This window comes from Acidocella sp. C78, from assembly GCF_907164655.1.
In genome coordinates, this window is record NZ_CAJQZK010000069.1 from 47260 (window position 1) to 67500 (window position 20241).

Annotated in this window: 18 protein-coding genes; 12 read left to right on the top strand and 6 right to left on the bottom strand. The window is 70.0% G+C overall.

Annotation, left to right across the window (positions count from 1 at the left end; translation table 11 throughout):
• Positions 1–19: 19 nt before the first annotated feature.
• Together ACIDOCELLA78_RS87785 and ACIDOCELLA78_RS87790 are read right to left on the bottom strand one after the other, a co-directional pair.
• Positions 20–607: an antibiotic biosynthesis monooxygenase gene (locus ACIDOCELLA78_RS87785; protein WP_201728500.1), complete on the bottom strand. Its 588-nt coding sequence runs from the start codon at positions 605–607 to the stop codon at positions 20–22.
• 4 nt (positions 608–611) lie between these two features.
• Positions 612–1208, bottom strand: a complete 597-nt coding sequence (locus tag ACIDOCELLA78_RS87790; protein WP_201728501.1) for a DUF2889 domain-containing protein — start codon at positions 1206–1208, stop codon at positions 612–614.
• A gap of 66 nt (positions 1209–1274) precedes the next feature.
• Here ACIDOCELLA78_RS87790 and ACIDOCELLA78_RS87795 point away from each other — a divergent pair, with 66 nt between their 5' ends.
• Complete coding sequence (locus ACIDOCELLA78_RS87795; RefSeq protein ID WP_249675691.1) at positions 1275–2894, top strand: MDR family MFS transporter; 1620 nt, start codon at positions 1275–1277, stop codon at positions 2892–2894.
• 263 nt (positions 2895–3157) lie between these two features.
• Entirely contained in the window at positions 3158–6577 is a 3420-nt protein-coding gene (locus tag ACIDOCELLA78_RS87800; RefSeq protein WP_201728502.1) for an indolepyruvate ferredoxin oxidoreductase family protein, read from the top strand.
• A 13-nt stretch (positions 6578–6590) separates the two neighbouring features.
• On the opposite strand, the gene ACIDOCELLA78_RS87805 is transcribed toward ACIDOCELLA78_RS87800, so the two are convergent.
• The 3 genes from ACIDOCELLA78_RS87805 to trxB form a co-directional block, all read right to left on the bottom strand.
• Complete coding sequence (locus ACIDOCELLA78_RS87805; protein ID WP_201728503.1) at positions 6591–7724, bottom strand: AbrB family transcriptional regulator; 1134 nt, start codon at positions 7722–7724, stop codon at positions 6591–6593.
• 30 nt (positions 7725–7754) lie between these two features.
• Positions 7755–8642 (bottom strand): LysR family transcriptional regulator, encoded by an 888-nt coding sequence (locus ACIDOCELLA78_RS87810; protein ID WP_201728504.1) that lies wholly within the window; start codon positions 8640–8642, stop codon positions 7755–7757.
• A 64-nt stretch (positions 8643–8706) separates the two neighbouring features.
• Entirely contained in the window at positions 8707–9678 is a 972-nt protein-coding gene (trxB, locus tag ACIDOCELLA78_RS87815; RefSeq protein WP_201728505.1) for a thioredoxin-disulfide reductase, read from the bottom strand.
• Between the two features lie 144 nt (positions 9679–9822).
• On the opposite strand from trxB, the gene ACIDOCELLA78_RS87820 reads away from it, so the two are divergent.
• From ACIDOCELLA78_RS87820 to ACIDOCELLA78_RS87865, 10 genes are all read left to right on the top strand, one after another.
• A complete protein-coding gene (locus ACIDOCELLA78_RS87820; protein ID WP_201728506.1) occupies positions 9823–10329 on the top strand; it encodes an Lrp/AsnC family transcriptional regulator in 507 nt (168 codons plus the stop codon).
• 15 nt (positions 10330–10344) lie between these two features.
• A complete protein-coding gene (locus ACIDOCELLA78_RS87825; RefSeq protein WP_249675693.1) occupies positions 10345–11301 on the top strand; it encodes a cytochrome c oxidase assembly protein in 957 nt (318 codons plus the stop codon).
• A gap of 134 nt (positions 11302–11435) precedes the next feature.
• Complete coding sequence (gene bamA / locus ACIDOCELLA78_RS87830) at positions 11436–13754, top strand: outer membrane protein assembly factor BamA (protein WP_201728507.1); 2319 nt, start codon at positions 11436–11438, stop codon at positions 13752–13754.
• A gap of 4 nt (positions 13755–13758) precedes the next feature.
• Positions 13759–14541 carry an OmpH family outer membrane protein gene (locus tag ACIDOCELLA78_RS87835; protein WP_201728508.1) on the top strand — a complete coding sequence of 261 codons (783 nt, stop codon included), beginning with the start codon at positions 13759–13761 and terminating at the stop codon, positions 14539–14541.
• 6 nt (positions 14542–14547) lie between these two features.
• Positions 14548–15648 carry a UDP-3-O-(3-hydroxymyristoyl)glucosamine N-acyltransferase gene (gene lpxD, locus ACIDOCELLA78_RS87840; protein WP_201728509.1) on the top strand — a complete coding sequence of 367 codons (1101 nt, stop codon included), beginning with the start codon at positions 14548–14550 and terminating at the stop codon, positions 15646–15648.
• Between the two features lie 41 nt (positions 15649–15689).
• Entirely contained in the window at positions 15690–16187 is a 498-nt protein-coding gene (fabZ, locus tag ACIDOCELLA78_RS87845; protein WP_201728510.1) for a 3-hydroxyacyl-ACP dehydratase FabZ, read from the top strand.
• A complete protein-coding gene (gene lpxA, locus ACIDOCELLA78_RS87850) occupies positions 16184–16990 on the top strand; it encodes an acyl-ACP--UDP-N-acetylglucosamine O-acyltransferase (RefSeq protein ID WP_201728511.1) in 807 nt (268 codons plus the stop codon). Before fabZ ends, lpxA begins: the two co-directional genes overlap by 4 nt.
• 23 nt (positions 16991–17013) lie before the next feature.
• Positions 17014–17874 carry an LpxI family protein gene (locus ACIDOCELLA78_RS87855; protein ID WP_201728544.1) on the top strand — a complete coding sequence of 287 codons (861 nt, stop codon included), beginning with the start codon at positions 17014–17016 and terminating at the stop codon, positions 17872–17874.
• Positions 17871–18263 carry a lactoylglutathione lyase gene (gene gloA, locus ACIDOCELLA78_RS87860; RefSeq protein ID WP_201728512.1) on the top strand — a complete coding sequence of 131 codons (393 nt, stop codon included), beginning with the start codon at positions 17871–17873 and terminating at the stop codon, positions 18261–18263. The genes ACIDOCELLA78_RS87855 and gloA overlap by 4 nt, the downstream gene beginning before the upstream one ends.
• A gap of 7 nt (positions 18264–18270) precedes the next feature.
• Positions 18271–19545: a sulfotransferase gene (locus ACIDOCELLA78_RS87865; protein ID WP_201728513.1), complete on the top strand. Its 1275-nt coding sequence runs from the start codon at positions 18271–18273 to the stop codon at positions 19543–19545.
• 88 nt (positions 19546–19633) lie between these two features.
• Here ACIDOCELLA78_RS87865 and ACIDOCELLA78_RS87870 read toward each other — a convergent pair whose 3' ends face one another.
• On the bottom strand, positions 19634–20173 hold the full coding sequence (locus ACIDOCELLA78_RS87870) for a hypothetical protein (protein ID WP_201728514.1): 540 nt from the start codon (positions 20171–20173) through the stop codon (positions 19634–19636).
• Positions 20174–20241: the final 68 nt, after the last annotated feature.

The window sequence follows — 20241 nt, forward strand, 5'->3', positions numbered from 1 at the left end:
TCCCCGCCCTGTCCTGTCGTCAGGCCGCGCCGGTTTCGTCGGGGAAATGCTGCGGCGCCTCGCGCCGGTCGGTCATGCCGTAGTCGCGGATGACGCGCACCAGCCGGTGCGACGCCCCCTCGCCCGCCCCCTCGCCCGTCCCGGCTCCCGCACCACTCCTGAGGAGCAGAACATCGCCCGGGGTGAGGACCGCCTCGAACACGTCCCAGCCGGCGAGGCCGGGCGAAGCGGGATCGAGCCCGAGATCGCGGGCGAGAATATCCGGCGCCATGTCCGCAGCATTCTCGCGCCGCGCGGTGAGGAGCGAGACATGCGCGCCGTCATCGGCCAGAACGCCGACGCGCAGGCGGTATTCCGCGAACAGCTCGCGCCGCGCCTCGGCCTGGGCGCGGTGGTGCAGGGTGTGGCGGCGCCAGGCGATCAGCGCCGCCTCGTCGCGCCAGAGCGAGACCGAGAGCAGAACGCCCGGCCGGGTCAGGCTGCGATAGCGGATGTTCTCGACGAAGCCGTCAATCGCTTCGAGTTCGGGGCGGAGCAGCCGGGCGTGGCCGAAATATTCGTCGAGCCTGCCCTCCTTCGGCCTGACCTCGAAGATGACGGCGTGCACGGGTCTATTCCGCCGCCGCCCCGGCCTCGGCCTCGCGCTGGCGGCCTTCGGCGCGGGCGCGGATTTTCGCGACCAGCGGGCCCTGTTCGTTATAGGCGTGGCAGGAATTGAGCAGGGCGGTCGGGATGTCCCAGCGGTCTTCGGTGGTGCCGCCCTCGCGCGCGGCCTTGTGGGCGCGGATGGAGAACATGGTCTGGATCGCGGTGGTGGCGACCTGCTGGAGCAGCTCGCGCAGATGGGTGCAGCCGGCGGTGCCGCCGACGCGCTCCATCGCGCCCTTGAGGAAGCCCTTGCCGATGGTCAGCCCGACCAGGGCCGCGAAATTGGGCGCCACGCCGGGGCAGATCGCGTGCGGCGTGTCGTCCATCGCCGCCTCGGCGCGGACGACGGTCAGCTTGTCGTCCAGCGTCAGGCGCAGGCCCATGCCGTGCAGCGCCTCGCCGGCATTGATGCGGCCGCGGTCGTGATTGCCGAAACTGTAGGTCTTGGTGTCTTTCAGGTGGGCCTCGATGTCGACGAGGCCGTCGGCGCGCAGAAAGCCGCGGATCGCGATGTCGCGCAGGTGCAGGAGTTGCCGGGGCTCGGCATGGCTGAGGGGCATGGGGCGGTGACTTTCCCTGATCACGATGTTGCCCAATAGGGTAAGCGCTGCCACGGCGCGTTGCAAATGCCGCGCGCGGTTGCATGGCAGGGTTGCTGCCCCAGCGCCGGGGCGGTGCTGCGGCGCGGTTGTGCGGCGGCGGCGGTGCGGGCAATCTGGCGCGCTGTTCTTCTCACCCCGAGCCGGCGCGAGCATCGCGGAATCATGGAATATACGCACAGGCAACGGCTTCAGGTCATTTCCGGAATCCTTCTGTGCATCCTGCTGGCGGCGATCGACCAGACGGTGGTGATCCCGGCGGTGCCGGCGATCGCGGCGGGGCTGCACGGCTTCGCGCATCTCTCCTGGGTGGTGACGGCCTATCTGCTGACCTCGACGGCGACGACGCCGCTCTATGGCAGGCTGTCCGACCAGTTCGGCCGGCGGCAGACGCTGATCCCCTCGATCGCGCTGTTCGTGCTGGCGTCCTGCGTGTGCGCCACGGCACAGACGCTGCCCTGGCTGATCGCCGGGCGGGCCTTGCAGGGGGTGGGCGGCGGCGGGCTGATGGCGATCGCGCAGGCGGCGATCGCCGACGTGGTCAGCCCGCGCGAGCGCGGCAAGTATCAGGCCTACATGGCCGGGACATGGGGCGTCGCCTCGACCGCGGGGCCGGTGGTCGGCGGCTGGGTGACGGATCATCTCTCGTGGCAATGGATTTTCTGGTTCAACGTGCCGCTCGGCCTGGCCGCGCTGGTGCTGAGCCAGATCGGGCTGCGCCAGCTGCGCACGGTGCCGCGCGGCGGGCGGATCGATTACGAGGGCGCAGCGCTGCTGACCGGCGCCGTCACCGCCTTCCTGATCGGGCTGTCGTGGGGCGGGCGGAGCTATCCGTGGCTGTCGCTGCCGGTGATCGGCGTGTTCCTGGGCGGGGCGGCGCTGATCGGCGCGCTCTGGCGGTGGGAGGCGCGGGCCGCCGTGCCGCTGCTGCCGATGCGGCTGTTCGGCAATGCCTCGTTCGTGCAGCTCGTCGGCGTCGGGTTTCTCACCGCGCTGGCGATGTTCGCGGCGATCTTTCTGCTGCCGCTGTTCTTCCAGCTCGTCTACCGGGCGAATGCCGCGCAGTCCGGCTGGGACATCATGCCGTTCATGATCGCGAGCACGATCGGCGCCTATGCCGCGGGGCAGGTGGCGCGGCATACCGGGCGGACGCGCAGCCTGCTGGCGGGGGGGCTCGCGGTCGGCACCGCCGGGTTCCTGCTGCTCGGCCTGCTGCCACGCTCGACGCCGCTCGGCCTCGTCGTGTTCAACTGTTTCGTCATGGGGCTGGGGATCGGCTTCGTGCTGCCCTCGAACCTTGTCGCGGTGCAGAACGCGGCGAGCCGGCACGATGTGGGTGCGGCGACGGCGACGCTGCTGCTGCTGCGGGCGATGGGCGGCGCGTTCGGCGCGACCATCGCCGGGGCGGTGCTGCTGCTGCGCCTTGGCGGGCGGATCGACGCCTCCGGCCAGGCGGCGCGGACGATGGCGGCGAACCCGGCGCTGCCGGCGGCGTTTCACGACGCCTTCCTGGTTGCCGCCGGCTTCGCGCTGCTCGGGCTGATCGCCGCGCTCAGGGTGGAGGACACGCCGCTGCGCGAGACGGTGGCGACCGAGGGGACCGACACGGTCGAGGCCGAGCCCGACCCGGCGCCGATCGGGCATTGATGGCGCGCGCACGCGCGGCGCTTCACCTTTTTGTGATGATGCGGCGCGGCATCGGCGAGGTTTCGTCGTTCGCGCAATAAAATTTCGCGGACCTCGGGGGGCGTCGAGAGCGCGATGGCCGCTCGGGGCGGCTTCGCGCAGCGATCGGCAAGCCGGCGCGATACAGACAAAAACCTGATTTTGCTCGTCAATTTCGGCCATGCGGCGCATAGTCGGGGGCGGAGCGAATGCCCGGCCGGACAGCCGGGCGGAGGACATTCCGCATGAAAACCGCCGACGCGATGCTCGACATCCGCTACCGGCCCGGCCCAGGGCGGGTGATGCTCACCGGAACCCAGGCGCTGATCCGCCTTCTGCTCACGCAGCGCCGGCGCGACGCGGCGGCGGGGCTGAACACGGCGGGGTTTCTCTCCGGCTATCGCGGCTCGCCGCTCGGCGCGGTGGATATCCAGGCCCATGCGGCCGCGGCGGTGCTGGCGGCGGAGGGCATCGTGTTTCGCCCCGGCGTGAACGAGGACCTGGCGATGACCGCGGTCTGGGGCAGCCAGATCGTCCCGCTGTTTCCCGGCGCCACGCATGATGGCGTGTTCGCGATGTGGTACGGCAAGGGGCCGGGCGTGGACCGCTCGGGCGATGCGCTGAAACACGCCAACTACGCCGGCACCACCCGGCATGGCGGCGTGCTGGTGGTGGCGGGCGACGATCATGCCGCGAAATCCTCGACGATCGCGCATCAGAGCGAGCCGGCGCTGATCGCCGCCGGCGTGCCGGTGCTGGCGCCGGGCTCGGTGGCGGAGATTCTCGAACTCGGCCTCCTTGGCTGGGCGGCCTCGCGGCATGCGGGGCTTTATGTCGGGTTCAAGACGGTCGAGGAGATCATCGACTGCACCGCCTCGGTCGAGGCCGGCCTGGATGTCGCGATCACGCTGCCGGAGATCGACCCCGACAGCGTCGCGATGCGGCTGCACGAGCCGGTGCTGGCGCAGGAGGCGCGGGTGCTCGGCCTGCGGCGGCCGGCGCTGATGGACTTCGTCGCCGCCAACCGGATCAACCGCATCGTCGAACCCGCGCCGGGGGCGCGGCTCGGCATCGTCACCGCCGGGAAATCCTTCCTCGATGTCGCGCAGGCGCGGGCCGATCTCGGGCTCGATTTCGCCCGCCTGCTCAAGCTCGGCATGACCTGGCCGGTCGAGCCCGGCATCGTGCGGGACTTCGCGCGCGGGCTGGAGGAGATCGTCGTCGTCGAGGAAAAGGCGCCGGTGATCGAGGACCAGCTGCGGGCGATCCTGTATGGCATGGCCGACGCGCCGCGCATCGTCGGCAAGCGCGACGAGACCGGGGCCACGCTGTTCCACGCCGAGAGCGACCTTGCCGCCGCCGATGTGACGCTCGGGCTTGGCCGGCGGGCGCAGCGCATGGTGCCGGACGAGGCGCGCGGGGCGGCGCTCGCGCGGCTGGCGGCGACGATGGAGGCCGGGCGGGCGCTCGATTTCGGCGCGCACCGGGTGCCGCATTTCTGCGCCGGCTGCCCGCACAACACCAGCACGAAAGTACCCGCGGGCTCGCGCGCGATGGCGGGCATCGGCTGCCATTTCATGGCGACGTGGATGGACCGGGCGACCGATGTGTATTCCCACATGGGCGGCGAGGGCGCGGCCTGGATCGGCCAGGCGCCGTTCACCACGGAGCGCCACGTCTTCGCCAATATCGGCGATGGCACCTATCATCATTCCGGGCTGCTCGCGATCCGCGCGGCGGTGGCGGCGGGGGTGAACATCACCTATCGCGTGCTGTTCAACGACGCGGTGGCGATGACCGGGGGCCAGCATGTCGACGGGCCGCTGAGCGTGCCGCAGATCACCCGCGAGCTTGCCGCCGAGGGGGTGAAGCGGATCGAGGTGGTGACCGACGAGCCGGAAAAATACCAGGGTGTCGCCGACCTCGCGCCCGGCGTTGCCGTGTCGCACCGGCGGGAGCTGGACGCGATCCAGCGGGCGATCCGCGAGGTCGCGGGTGTGACCGCGATCGTCTACGACCAGACCTGCGCGACCGAGAAGCGCCGCCGCCGCAAGCGCGGCACGATGGCCGACCCGGCGAAGCGCGCCTTCATCAATCCGCGCGTCTGCGAGGGGTGCGGGGATTGTTCACGGGTCTCGAACTGCATCGCCGTGGTGCCGGTGGACACCCCATTCGGGCGCAAGCGGGCGATCGACCAGTCCGCCTGCAACAAGGATTTCTCGTGTGTGGAAGGGTTCTGCCCCAGCTTCGTCACCGTTCATGGCGGCGGGCTGAGACCGCCGGAGGCGACGCGCACCGCCCCGCCCGGCGACCTGCCGGAGCCCGCGCTGCCGCCGGGGGAATGGGACATGGTGGTGGCCGGGATCGGCGGGACCGGGGTGGTGACGATCGGCGCGCTGCTCGGCATGGCCGCGCATCTCGACGGAACGCCGGTTTCGGTGGTCGACGTGCTCGGCCTTGCGCAGAAGGGCGGCGCGGTGGTCTCGCATCTGCGCTTCGGGGCCGCTTCCGGCACCGGCCAGGCGCTGCGGGTGCCGGCGGGGCGGGCCGACCTGCTGCTGGGCTGCGACGCGCTGGTGGCCGGCGAGCGGGAGACGCTCGACTGCCTGAGCGACAAGACGCGGGCGGTGGTCAACCTGCACGAGACGATCACCGGGGAGTTCACCCGCAACCCCGCCGCCTCGCTGCCGATGGCGCGGCTGCGGCAGAGCCTGGCGCGGCGGGTGGGCGAGGCGCATCTCGACACGATCGAGGCGACCGCGATCGCCACCGCGCTGATGGGCGATGCGATCGCCGCCAACCTGTTCCTGCTCGGCTATGCCTGGCAGCGCGGGCTCGTGCCGGTGAGCCGGGCGGCGATCGCGCGGGCGGTGGAGATGAACGGGCAGGCGGTGGCGCTCAACCTCGCCGCCTTCGCCTGGGGCCGGGCGGCAGCGCATGACCGCGCCGCGGTCGAGGCCGCGGCGCCGGCGCGGGAGGTGGCGCCGGAGGGGTTCGACGCGCTGTTCGACCTGCTGCGCGACGATCTCGCCGCCTATCAGAACCGCCGCTATGCCGCGCGCTTCGCCGAGGCGGTCGAGGCCGTGCGCGCGGCGGAGCGGGCGGTGCGGCCGGGCTCGACCGCGCTGGCCGAGACGGCGGCGCGCACGCTGCACCGGCTGATGGCCTACAAGGATGAATACGAGGTGGCGCGGCTGCATTCCCTTCCCGCGTTCCGCGCCGCGCTGGAGCGCACCTTCACCGACACCGGCGATATCCGCCTGCATCTCGCCCCGCCGCTGCTGGCCCGGCGCGACAAGGTGACCGGCCTGCCGCAAAAGCGCGAATACGGGCCGTGGATGCTGAAGGCACTGGCGGCGCTGGCGCCGCTGAAAGTGCTGCGCGGCACGGTGCTCGACCCGTTCGGCCACAGCGCCGAGCGGCGGGCCGAGCGGGCGCTGATCGGGCGCTACGAGGCGACGCTGCGCCGCATCGCCGCAGCCCTGGATGAGGGGAATTTCGCCGCCGCGCTGGAGCTTGCCGCCATTCCCGCCGAGATCCGCGGCTTCGGTCCTGTGAAGGCGCGCAGCCTCGCCGCCGTGGGCGCGCACTGGGCGGAGCGCGAGGCCGCCTTCATCGCGCCGCCCGCCGCCGCGCAGCACCTGCCGGCGGCGGCGGCGGAGTGACCAGCCTGGATGATCAGTGCGGCCGGGCGGCGCGGCGGCGGAGCAGGCGGGCGAAGAGCGGCATGGTGAACATCACCAGCAGCACCCGCAGCACATGGACGGCGAGGACGAAGGTGACGTCGGTCCGCGCGGCGATCGCCATCGCCAGGGCGGCGTAGATGCCGCCGGGCAGGGTGGCGAGATAGCCCTCGAACGGGGTGGCGCCGGCGAGATTGGCGAGCAGCGCGCCGAGCCCGGCGCAGATCGCGTTGACCAGCAGGATGAGGCCGAGCGCGGTCGGCAAGGCGCGGCCGATTTCGGCGAGGCGGGCGCGGGTGAAGCGCACCCCGGCCTGCCAGCCGATCGCGGCATAGGCGAGATCGACGATCGGCGCGGGCACGCCGGCATCGCCGGTGCGGCCGGTCAGGGTGATCGCCGCGGCGACGATCAGGGGCCCGAGCAGCGGCCCGGCGGGCATGCGGGTCAGCCGCGCGAGCAGCAGGCCGAGCGGGGCGGCGAGGGCGACGAGGACGAGCCCTTGCAGCCCGGCGTGAGAGACGTGACCAGCGCCGGCATGGCCGCGGACGTGAAGGAGGTGGTCGGCGGCGGGGTGGCCGCCGACGTGAAGGAGGTGGTCGGCGGCGGGGTGGCCGCCGACGTGAAACACCAGGGCGGCGACCAGCGGCATGATCGCGGTGACGAGGCCGACGCGCAGATATTGCACCACGGCGACCATGCGGATGTCGGCGCCGAGTTCGGCGGCCAGCGCCACGATGGCCGAGGCGCCGCCGGTGGTCAGCGCCAGCGCGCCGGTTGTGGCGTCGACATCGCGGCGCAGGCCCATCAGCAGGCCGGCGCCGATCGAGACCAGCAGCGTCGCGAAGGTGACGAGGACGACCGGGATGGCGTGGGCGGCGAGGGCGCGCAGGGTCGGCCCGCTGACCAGCGCGCCGATGACGACGCCGAGCACGGCCTGGGCGGCGAGTGTGGCACCGCGCGGCACGAAATCCGGCGCGCGCCCCGCCAGCGCCAGGGCGGTGGCGACGAAGAGGGCCGCGAACAGCGCCGCCGAGGGCACGCCGAGACGGGCGAGCGGCAGCGCGGCCGCGACCGTCGCGCCCGCGAGGGCGGTCCAGCGCCACGCCGCCGCCCGGCGCGGAACCATCATGGGGCGGCGGCCATGTTCAGCCGGGGCGGCTCAGCGGCGGCCGATCTCGTTCACGAGGAAGTCGCGGAAGACGGAGACGCGCTTCGAGTTCCGCAGTTCCTCGGGATAGACGAAATACATGTCGATCTTGGGTGCCTTCACCTCGGGCAGGAGGCGGACCATGCCGGTGGTGTCTTCGGTGAGGTAGTCCGGCACGGCGCCGATGCCGATGCCGCTGCGGATAGCGATCAGCATGGCCTGGAGCGAGTTCACCTCCAGCGCGCCGGTGCGCGGGGCGGCGCCATCCGGCCGGCCGATGCTGGCGATCCAGTTGACGTCGGCCACCGGCGGCTTGCGGTCGCCGAACAGGATCAGGCGGTGATCGTCGAGATCCTCGGGCCGTTCGGGGGTTTTGCCGGCCTCGCGCAGGTAATCCTCGGAGGCGAAGATCTGCCAGCGGATTTCGCCGAGGCTGCGCTGCACGAGATCGGGCTGGCGGGGCGGGTGCATGCGGATCGCGACATCCGCCTCGCGCATCGCGAGGTCGAGATCGACATCGTCGAGCAGGAGCGAGATGCTGACATCGGGATATTGCTTGAGGAAGGCGCGCAGCCGCGGGGCGAGCCAGACCACGCCGAAACTGTGCGTCGTCGTCACTTTCAGGCGGCCGGCCGGGCGTTCCTTGCTTTCGGCCAGCAGCGCCTCGGTCATGGCGAGCTTGGCGAAGACGTCGCGCACCGTGCGGTTGAGCTGCTCGCCCTGCTCGGTGAGGATCAGCCCGCGGGCGTGGCGGTGGAACAGCGGCACCGCCAGCGCCTCCTCCAGCGCCGAGATCTGCCGCGAGACGGCGGATTGCGAGAGGTTCAGCACGTCGCCCGCATGGGTGAAGCTGCCCGCCTCGGCCACCGCGTGAAACACGCGCAACTTGTCCCAGTCCATGTGATTGCCTGTCACGGTCAGCGTCCCTTTCCCGGCCCGGCAATGGGCCGTATTTTATATTGTCTCATGCAGCCTGTTGTTCGATTCGCGCATGGTGCGCAAGAAATTTCTCCGCCTCAAGCGCGGCCATGCAGCCGGTGCCGGCGGCGGTGACGGCCTGGCGGTAGACGCGGTCCTGCACGTCGCCGGCGGCGAAGACGCCGGGAACCGAGGTTTGCGCGGTGCCGGGAATGGTGCGGATGTAGCCTTCGTCGTCCATGTCGATCTTGCCGCGGAACAGTGAAGTGGCCGGATCATGCCCGATGGCGATGAACACGCCGTCAACGGCGATGTCGCGCTCGGCGCCGGTTTTCACATCGCGCAGCCGTGCGCCGGTGACGACCGCCGGCGCGCCTTCGCCGGTGATTTCCTCGACCGTGTGGTTCCAGATCACCTCGATCTTGGGGTGGGCGAACAGCCGGTCCTGGAGGATTTTTTCGGCGCGCAGCGAGTCGCGGCGGTGGATCAGCGTGACCTTGGTGGCGTGGTTGGTGAGATAGAGCGCCTCCTCGACCGCGGTGTTGCCGCCGCCGACCACGGCGACCGCGCGGCCGCGATAGAAGAAGCCGTCGCATGTCGCGCAGGCGGAGACGCCGGCGCCCTGGTAGCGCTGCTCGGAGGGCAGGCCGAGCCAGCGGGCCTGCGCGCCGGTGGCGATCACGACCGAATCGGCGCGGTAGAGCGCGCCGGAATCGCCGCGCGCGACGAAGGGGCGGGCGGATAGATCGATGTCGGTGATGATGTCGTATTCGATGCGGGTGCCGACATGCTCGGCCTGGGCGCGCATCTGCTCCATCAGCCAGGTGCCCTGGATGACGTCGGCGAAGCCGGGATAGTTCTCGACATCGGTGGTGATGGTGAGCTGGCCGCCCGGTTGCAGCCCGGCGACGATCACCGGGGCGAGATTCGCCCGCGCGGCGTAGATTCCCGCCGTGTAGCCGGCCGGCCCCGCGCCGATGATCAGCAGTTTCGTCTCGATCGTGGCCTGATCCGCCATTTGATGCACCTCTGATGCGGAATTAAGGGTGCGGCGGCGGGATTTCCAGCTTTCCGCATGCCGCATTCACACCCTGTGGTTATGCAATTATATGACCGGACTATATCTGTCACGCGATCAACTCTTTCCGAGCGGTGAAAACCCATGCCGTCAACCCCGGCCATCCCGTCCGCGCCGCGCCTGGCCGCCGAGGCCACGCCGATCGACGATATCGACCGGCGGATCATCGCCGAATTGCAGGCCGACGGGCGGATGACCAATGTGGAGCTGGCGAGCCGCGCCGGGATTTCGCCGCCGCCCTGCCTGCGCCGGGTGCGGCGGCTGGAGGAGGCCGGGCTGATCCGCGGCTATCACGCCGAGACCGACGCGCAGAAGCTGGGCTGGCAGATCGAGCTGTTCGCCATTGTCGGGCTGGACAGCCAGCGCCAGGCGGTGCTGGACGCGTTCGAGGCGATGGTCGGCGGGTGGGAGGAGGTGCGCGAGTGCCACATGATCCGCGGCGGCGACGATTTTCTGCTGCGCATGGTCGCGCGCGACACGGCGCACGAGAACCAGCTCACCGAGCGGCTGACCGCCGCCCCCAACGTCACCCGCGTGCAGACGCTGCAGACCATCCGCACCAGCAAGGCGCTTGCCGGGGTGCCGATCTGAGACCATACCCGGCGCATGAACACGTCCCGGCATGAATTCGACCGCACCGACGCGCGCGGGCTGATCGCCATCGCCGTGCTCGGCGCCGCGCTCGACCTCGCGAGCCGGCTGGCCCCCGCTGTGCTGCCCTATCTCGCGCCATATATCTTCAACGCGCCGCTGTTCGCCGGGCCGCTGCTGGCGGCGTTCTGGTATGGGCGCGGGCTCGCGCGGTGCGAAACGCGGCCGGCGCGCTGGCGCATCCTCGCGTTCTATGCCGGGGTGGCGGCGATCTATTTCGTCGGGCAGACGCGGTTCGAATATGCCGCCCAGCACATGTTCTTCCTCAACCGCGTGCAGCAGGCGACGTTCGGCGTGTTCGGCCCGTTCCTGATCGCGTTTTCCTGGCCGCGCGACGTGCTGGCCGCCGGCGTGCCGGCCGGGCTGATCCGCGCCTTCGAGCGCGGCGCGGGGCGGGCGGCGCTGGGTGTGCTGCGGTTTCCGCCGGTGGCGATCGTGGTGTCGCTGGCGGTGACGGATGTGTGGCTGATCCCGGAGGTGAATTTCGCCTCGATGATCAACCCGCCGCTCTATGCGGTCATGAATGTCGCGATGATCCTGTCCGGCCTGCTGTTCTGGCTGGTGGTGCTCGACCCGCGGCCGCGCGCGGAGGCGGGGTATTCCTATCTGACGCGGATGGCGGCCGGGTTCCTGCCGATGTTTCCGCAGATCGCGGTGTCGTCGTATATCGCGCTGACCCAGACCGGGCTGTATAATTTCTACGACCTGTGCGGCCGGCTCTATCCGGCGATTTCGCCGATGAAGGACCAGATGCTGGGCGGCATCATTCAATGGATTCCGCCGGGGATGCTGAATACGGCGGTGCTGTTCGTGCTGCTGCACGCGATCCGCAGGAGCGAGGACAGGCAGGTGGCGGCGACGCCGATCCCGCCGGGGGCGCGGGTGATCGAGGCGCGCTGGACCGGGCGCTAGGCGGGGCCGCCCTTGCGGCGCGGGGCGGTTGCGGCTAGGCCGCTTGTCTGAGCGGATGCGGGATGCGCCCGGGTCCGGTTGATGAACATCGTGTGATGGGGAGACGGTCCTTGCGGCGACTGCGGTTGGCTCTGATGACCACGGCGTGCCTCGCGCCGGTGTTCCTGGCTCCTGCCGCCCGGGCGGCGACCCCCGCCCCGGCCGCGGCCGCGGCGAGCGCCGGGCGGATCGCCGCAATCCGGGTGCGCGGCAACCAGCGCATCGACGCCAGCACCATTCTCTCCTATATCCTGCTGCGCCCGGGCGAGCGGTTCAGCCAGCGGCGGATGAATCTCAGCCTGAAGACGCTCTACGCCACCGGCCTGTTCAGCTCGGTCTCGCTCACCCGCGAGGGCGACACGCTGATGGTGGACGTGCAGGAGAACCCGGTGGTCAACCAGGTGTTCTTCCGCGGCAATTCGGTGCTGAAGGACGACAAGCTCTCGAAGGCGATCTCGCTCAAGCCCGGCGCTGTGTTCACCCGGGCGGCGGCGGCGGCGGACACCAAGGCGATCCTGGCGCTCTATGGCAAGCAGGGGCATTACAGCGCCACCGTCACTCCCGAGATCGTCAAGCTGCCGGAGAACCGGGTGAATGTGGTGTTCCGCTGCCATGACGGCGCTGAGACGCTGATCAGCCGGATCGACTTCATCGGCAACCACGCCTATGGCCAGACGCGGCTGCGCGAAGTGATTTCGAGCCGGGAGAACGCCTGGTTCCGCTTCCTCTCCAGCGCCGACGAATACAACCCCGAGCGGGTGAAATACGACGAGGCGCTGCTCAGCCGGTTCTATTTCCATCACGGCTACGCCGACTTCAAGGTGCAGAGTGCCACCGCCCAGTTGGCGCCGGACCGCAAGTCGTTCTTCCTGACCTTCGTGGTGCATGAGGGGCCGCGCTATCATATCGGCGCGGTGAAGGTGCAGAGCAGCGTCGCCAACCTGCCCGCCGCCTCGCTGCGCGCGCTGGTGCCGATCGAAAAGGGCGACCTGTTCGACGGCGATGCGATCCAGACCGCGGTGAAGGCGATCTCGAAGGCGGCGCAGAATCGCGGCTTCGCCTTCGCCCAGGTGGTGCCGGACGTTCACGAGGACCACGCGACGCACAAGGTGGACCTCACCTTCCGCGTCGTCGAGGGGCCGAAGGTTTACGTCAATGACGTGGTGATCAGCGGCAATACCCGCACCGAGGACGAGGTGATCCGCCGGCAGGTGGAGCTGGCGCCGGGCGATGCGTATAATCAGGACGCGGTCGACCAGTCGAAGCAGAACCTCGAAAATCTCGGCTATTTCAAGAAGCAGGACGGGGTGCGGATCTCGACCGCGCCGACGAGCACGCAGGACCGCGTCAATCTCGACGTCAATGTCGACGAGCAGGCGACCGGGCAGTTCTCGCTCGGCGGCGGCTATTCGACCGATCTCGGCGCGCTGGCGAATATCGGGCTGAGCCAGGACAATTTCCTCGGCACCGGGGTCAGCGCCTCGATCTCGGCGCTACTGGCGCAGAAGGGCACGCAGTTCAACCTCGGCGTCACCAACCCGTATTTCCTCGGGCGCAACCTGATCGCCGGTTTCGACCTGTTCCGCACCGATACCTACAACTCGACCGCCTATGTGTTCAGCGAGCGCTCGCTCGGCGGCGACGTGCGGGTGGGCTTCCGCTACAACGACCATGTCAGCCAGGCCTTCACCTACACGCTGAGCACGCGCGACATCTACAACATCGCCTCGACCGCCAGCCTCTACATCCAGAGCGAGCAGGGCAAGACCACGCTCTCGCAGCTCGGCACCACGCTGACCTTCGACTACCGCAACAACCGCATCGATCCCTCGAGCGGCGAGATTCTCTCGCTGTCGGGCGATTTCGCCGGGCTGGGCGGGAGTGCGAAATATGTCCGGCTCGAAGCGCGCGGGGCGTATTACATTCCGCTCGAACGGCTGCTCGGCGACAAGGCCTGGGTGCTGGAATTCGACGGCCATGTCGGCAAGATCCTCGGCATCGAGGGCTACCGGACGACGCTGGCGGACCGCTTCTTCCTTGGCGGCGACAGCATGCTCGGCTTCCAGACCGGCGGCGCCGGGCCGCACGACACGCAGTATGGCGACAGCATCGGCGGCAATTTCATCTGGACGCAGGACACGGTGCTGCACTTCCCGCTGCCGGTCAGCCCCGATCTCGGCGTGACCGGCTTCGCCTTCGCCGATATCGGCAGCCTGACCGGCGTTTCGCCGATCACGGTGAACGGCACCACGCTCGGCGTTTACGACAACGCGGCGCCGCGCGTCTCGGCCGGTCTCGGCGTGGCGTGGAACACGCCGTTCGGGCTCATCGACCTGTCCTATGCCCAGCCGATCAAGAAATACAAATACGACCAGATCGAGCAATTCCGCGTTTCCTTTGGTACGAGGTTCTGATCACGTGACACGCATCGCGACATTCCGCGCCGGGCTGGCGCTTCCGGCCCTCATCATGGCGTTCGCCGGCACCGGCCACGCGCAGTCGAACAACGGCAAGGGATATTTCATCCCCAAGCCGAAGGTCGAGGCGCCGCACACCGCGCCGATCCACGCGCCGCTGCCCCAGCAGCAGCCCGCGCCCGCCGGCCAGCCCGGCGTGCAGCAGGTGCCGCCCGAAAAGCTGCCGCCGATTCCGCAGCTCGCCCCGCTGCCCAAGGAAAAGGCGCCGCCCGCCGCCGTGATGGGCGTGCTCTCGGTGCCCGACGTGATGCGCAGTTCGACCGCCGCCCAGGGCGTCGAGAAGATCATCAACGCGCGGCGGCAGAAGCTCGCCGAGGAAGCCCAGGCCGACCAGAAGAAATGGGAAGGCGAGCAGCACGCGATCATCGCCGAGAAGGGCAAGCTCTCGAAGCCGGCGCTGGCCGCGCGCGAGCAGCATTTGCAGCGCGAGATCGAGCAGGCGCAGCTCGATTTCCATAACCGCAGCGTCGCCATCGAGGTCTCCGCGCGCACCGCGCTCGGCAAGATCGAAAGCTCGCTGATCGCGGTGATCCGCCAGGTGGCGCAGGCGCATGGCATGAACCTCGTGCTGCACCGCTCGCAGGTGGCGCTGAACGTCAACGCCTTCGACATCACCAAGGAAGTCGCCGACCAGCTCAACAAGATCCTGCCGCAGGTGGCGGTGCCGCCCTCGGTCGTGCCGAAGATGGCGCACGACGCGCAGAAGGCCGCGAAGAAGAAGTAGGCCGCGATGAGCGGCGGGCGCGATTCGCGGCCGGGCGATGCGCGGTTCTTCACCCGGAGCGGCCCCTTCAGCCTGGCGGAGATCGCCACGGCGGCAGGGGCCACGGTGGCGGCGGAAAGCGGTGCGGACGGGCGCGGCGCGGGGCGGCGCCTTTCCGGCGTCGCCCCGTTGCAGTCGGCCGGGCCGGAGGATGTCAGCTTTCTCGACAACCGCAAATATCTCAGGCTGCTGGCGGAAACCCGCGCCGGGGCGGTGATTCTGCGCGCCGAGATGGCGCAGGCGGCGCCGGCGACGGTGGCGTGCCTGATCACGCCCACCCCCTACGAGGCCTGGGCGCGGACCTGCGCGCTGTTCCACCCCGCCCCGGTGGCGGTGCCGGGCATTCACCCGAGTGCCGTGATCGGCGCGGGGGCGGAGATCGATCAAGCGGCCGAGATCGGGCCCTTCGCGGTGATCGGCGCGGGGGCGCGGATCGGCGCCGCCTGCCGTATCGGCCCGCACGCGGTGATCGGGCCGGGCTGCGTGCTGGGCGAGGGCGTGAGCGTCGGCGCCGGGGCGAGCGTCAGCCATGCGCTGATCGGCGACCGGGTGATGATTCATCCCGGCGTGCGGATCGGCCAGGACGGGTTCGGCTTCGCGACCACGAAGGACGGGTTTCTCTCGGTGCCGCAGCTCGGCCGGGTGATCATCGAGCATGACGTCGATATCGGCGCGAACACCACGATCGACCGCGGCTCGGCGCAGGATACCGTGATCGGCGCGGGCACGCGGATCGACAACCTCGTGCAGATCGCCCACAACGTGCGGATCGGGCGCTGCTGCGTGATCGTCGCGCAGGTTGGGATATCGGGCTCGACCACGCTGGAGGATTTCGTGGTTCTGGCCGGCCAGGCCGGGGTTGCCGGCCATCTGACCCTCGGCAGGGGCGCGCGCATCGGGCCGCAGGCCGGGGTGATGTCCGACGTGAAGCCGGGGATCGACCTGCTCGGCAGCCCGGCGCGGCCGGCGAAGGAGTTCATGCGCGAGGTCGCGACATTGCGGCGCTTTGCGCGGCGCGGCGGATTGAGGCATTCTCCGCCTTCACCGGAGCGGGATGCGAAATCCTGACCGGATCATCCACAACACGAACGGGACACGGACGCTCTGACATGGACCGAAGCGCGACGGACGACACGGAACGGCAGACGGGGGGGATCACGGTGGATATCGCCGGGATCATGCACGCGATCCCGCATCGCTATCCGTTCCTGCTGATCGACCGGGTGGTGGAGCTGGTGCCGAATGTCTCGGCGGTGGGGGTCAAGAACGTCTCGGTCAACGAGCATTTCTTCCAGGGCCATTTCCCCGGCCACCCGGTGATGCCGGGCGTGCTCATCATCGAGAGCATGGCGCAGACGGCGGCGGTGCTGGTGGTGGAGACGCTCGGCCCCGAGGAGGCCGGCAAGGTGGTCTATTTCATGTCGGTCGAGGGGGCGAAATTCCGCCGCCCGGTGGTGCCGGGCGACGTGCTGCGCATCCATGTCGCCAAGGATCGCAACCGCGGCAACGTCTGGAAGTTCACCGCCATCGCCAGGGTCGACGGCGTGACCGTCGCCGAGGCGGGCTTCGCCGCGATGATCATGGACAAGAAAGCCGGCGAGGCATGATCCACCCCACAGCGTCGATCGACCCGCGCGCCACGATCGGCGCGGGGGTCAGCGTCGGGCCGTTCTGCACGGTCGGCCCGGATGTGGTGCTGGAGGACGGGGTGGCACTCGTCTCGCACGTGGTGGTCGACGGGCATACGCGCATCGGCGCCGGCACCAGCGTGTTTCCCTTCGCCACCATCGGCCTCGCGCCGCAGGACCTGAAATACAAGGGCGAGCCGACGCGGACCGAGCTGGGGCCGAACTGCGTCATCCGCGAGCACTGCACCATCCATCGCGGCACCGTGACCGGCACCGGCATCACCCGCATCGGCGCCGGCTGCCTGCTGATGGCGGTGGTGCATGTCGCGCATGATTGCGCGCTGGGCGACAATATCGTGATCGCCAACAACGTGGTGATGGGCGGGCATGTCGAGATCGCCGATCGCGCGATCATCGGCGGGGCGACCGCGATCCACCAGTTCGTGCGGATCGGCACCGGGGCCATGGTTGGCGGCGCCTCCGGCGTCGAGGCGGATGTGATCCCCTATGGCTCGGTGATCGGCAACCGCGCGCGGCTGCACGGGCTCAACATCGTCGGGCTGCGCCGGCGCGGACTCGACAAGGAGGGCCAGCACCGGCTGCGCAACGCCTATCGCCTGCTGTTCCAGGGCGAGGGGACTTTCGCCGCGCGGGTGGAGACGCTGCGCGGCGGCGCCGGGGATGATCCGTATCTCGCGGAGATCCTCGCCTTCATCGACGCACCGAGCAAGCGCGGCCTGATCCGCAGCACGACCCGCCACGGCGACGACGCCGAGGCGTGAGCGCGGATGCGCGCTTCGCGGTCATGAGCCGGACGACGACGCCGCTTGGCATCGTCGCCGGCGGCGGCACGCTGCCCGGGCGGGTGGCGGCGGCGGCGCGCGCCGGCGGGCGGGATGTGTTCATCGTGGCGCTCGATTCCTATGCCGATCCCGCGGTGGTGAGCGCGTTTCCGCACGAGACGATCCGGGTTGGCGCGGTGGGGGCCGCGATCGCGGCACTGCGCGCCGCCGGCTGCCGCGAGCTGGTGCTGGCGGGCCCGGTGAAGCGGCCCTCGCTGCTCGATCTGCGGCCGGATGCGGTGGGGGCGAAACTGCTGGCGCGCATCGGCCGGGCCGCCTTCGCCGGGGATGACGGGCTGCTCGCCGCCATCGTGCGGGTGCTGGGCGAGGAAGGGTTCACCGTGATCGGCGCGCATGAGGTGATCGGCGAGGTGCTCGCGCCGGAAGGGTTGCTGAGCACGACGGCGCCGGACGCGGCGGCGCTGGCGGACATCGCGCGCGGCGTTGCCGTGGTGCTGGCGCTGGGGGCGGCGGATGTCGGGCAGGGGGCGGTGGTGCAGCAGGGCATCGCACTCGCGGTCGAGGCGGTGGAGGGCACGGATGCGATGCTGGCGCGCGCGGCCACGCTGCGGCGGCCGGGGCCGGGCGGCGTGCTGGTGAAGCTGGTCAAGCCCGGGCAGGACCGCCGCGCCGATCTGCCGACCCTTGGTGTCAAGACCGTGCAGGGGGCGGTGGAGGCAGGATTGCGCGGCATCGCATTCGAGGCCGGCGGTGCCATATTGATGGATCGCGAGGCGATGACGCGCGCCGCCGACGCGGCCGGGCTGTTTCTGCTCGGGATCGACCCTCGCGCCGCGCGATGGACCGAAGGGAGACAGTCATGAGCGATTTCCAGTATCTGCACACGATGATCCGGGTGAGGAACCTCGATGAGAGCGTGAAGTTCTACACCGAGCTGCTCGGCATGAAGGAGCTGCGCCGCAACGACGTGCCGGATGGCAAGTATACGCTCGCCTTTGTCGGCTATGGCGACGAGGCGACGCACACGGTGCTGGAGCTGACCTATAATTACGGCGTCGAGGCGTATGACCAGGGCACCGCTTTTGGACATCTCGCCCTCGGCGTGCCGGACATCTACGGTGCGGTGGAGAGGCTGCGCGCCGCCGGTGTGAAGATCACGCGGGAGCCGGGGCCGGTGAAGTTCGGCAAGACGGTGATCGCGTTCATCGAGGACCCGAACGGTTACAAGATCGAGCTGATCGAACGGAAGTGATCTGACCATGCCGCGGGATCCGGTGCCGGAGCCGCCTTCGCGACGACCGGGGAAGAGCCTGAAATTCCAGCTGCTGTCGGCGGCGTTTGGTGCTGCGGAGCGGGTGCTGCCGCGCGGGGTGCCGGCGCTGGACGCGGCGGGGATTGCCGCCGCCGCGGGCGGGGCGATGCCGAATTTCGCGCGCGAGGGGCTGGAGCGGCTCACGGCCTCGCTGGCGGCGGAGACGCGGCTTTCGCTGTTCGGCCGGGTTTCGGTTCGCTACGACCTGATGCGGCTGGCGCGCAATGCCGAGGCGATCCGGCGGATGCACGCGGCGGCGCCGGAGATTGGCGCGGCACGGGTGGCCGCGCCGGTGTTCATCATGGGGCTGCCGCGCTCGGGGACGACGTTTCTGCACACGCTGTTCGGCCATGACCCCGAGGTGCTGGTGCCGCGGGTGTGGCAGACGCTGTATCCGGCGGCGCGGCCGGTGGGGTTCGATGCGCGGCGGAACGCCGCCGTGCGCCGGACCGACCGCCAGCTCGACATGTTCGCCGGGATGGCGCCGGAGTTTCCGGCGATTCACCCGATCGACGCGGACAGCCCGCAGGAATGCAGCGAGATTACCGCGCATGTGTTCCACTCGCTGCGGTTCGACACGACGTTCCGGGTGCCGAGCTATACGGCCTGGCTGGACGGCGAGGATGACGGGGCGGCCTTCGCGTTTCACCGGCAGTGGCTGCAGGCGATGCAGCACGGGACGGGCGGGCGGTTCTGGGCGCTGAAATGCCCGGAGCATACGTTTTCGGTCGAGGCGATTCTGCGGACCTATCCGGATGCGCGGTTTGTCGTGGTGCATCGCGACCCGGTGCATGTGTTCGCCTCGGTCGCGCATATGACGGAGGTGCTGCGGCGGCCGTTCCTGCGGGGGATCGACACAGCGGAGATCGGCCGGCAGGTGACGGAACGGTGGATCGACGGGGCGCGGCGGCTGGTGGCGTTCGACCGGAGCGGGGCGGTGCCGGCGGAGCGGCTGGTGAATATCCAGTATGAGACGCTGACGGCGGACCCGATTGGCGCGGTGGCGGGGATTTACGCGCGATTTGGCGAGACGTTCACGCGGGCGGCGGAGACGGCGATGCGGCAGTATCTCGATGCGGCGCCGCGCGGGGGCTATGGGCGGAACCGCTACCGGCTGGCGGATTTCGGGATCAATGCCGAGCGGCTGCGGCCGCGCTTTGCCGGATATGTCGAATATTTCGGGGTGCAGGCGCGCAAGCCGGGCGGGCCGCAGCCGGCCTGAGGGGCGGCTGGGACGATATTCCCAGGGTTTTATAGGAATATGATCCTGTTTGCGCGGGGCGCGGGGCAGGAAGATTTTCCTTGCGCGGTTACCAGCCGAGGAAGGTTTCGTGGTGGTGGGCGAGGCGAGGCGGGGTGTGGCGCCAGAGGCGGGTTGTGGCGCCGCGGAGGGATTCGGCGAAGCGGAGGGTGGCGAGGTGTTCGCGGCCGGCGCAGATGTCTTCGGCGGTGATGGCGAGGGAGGCGCGGAGTTTCTGGCCGGTGAGGGTTTCGATGGCGGCGAAGGTGCCGCGGAAGCCAGCGGCGCTGGCGGTGGCGAAGGCGGCGCAGGCGGGGAGGTTTCGCGCCCTGGTGGCGAGCCAGGCGCGGAGCGGGGCGGCGAGGGAGAGGGCCCAGACCGGGGTTCCGAGGATGACGAGCGCGTAGTCGGCCGGGTTGAGCCTGGTGGGAAGGATTGCCGGCGGGCGGGCGCCAAGGCAGGTTCCGAGCGCGTGGAGCGCGCCGGGAATGCCGGAGGCGCAGGCGGGGCTGCGGATCATTTCGAGGTCAGCGCCGAATTCCGCGGCGATCATGCTGGCGATGCGTGCAGTTGTGCCGGTGCGGGAATAGTAAGCGACGAGGACGCGCATGGCACTCGGTCCTTCTGTGTAATGAAGATTTTTTATACAGGCGAGACGCGGGTTTGGGGCGCGAAAGC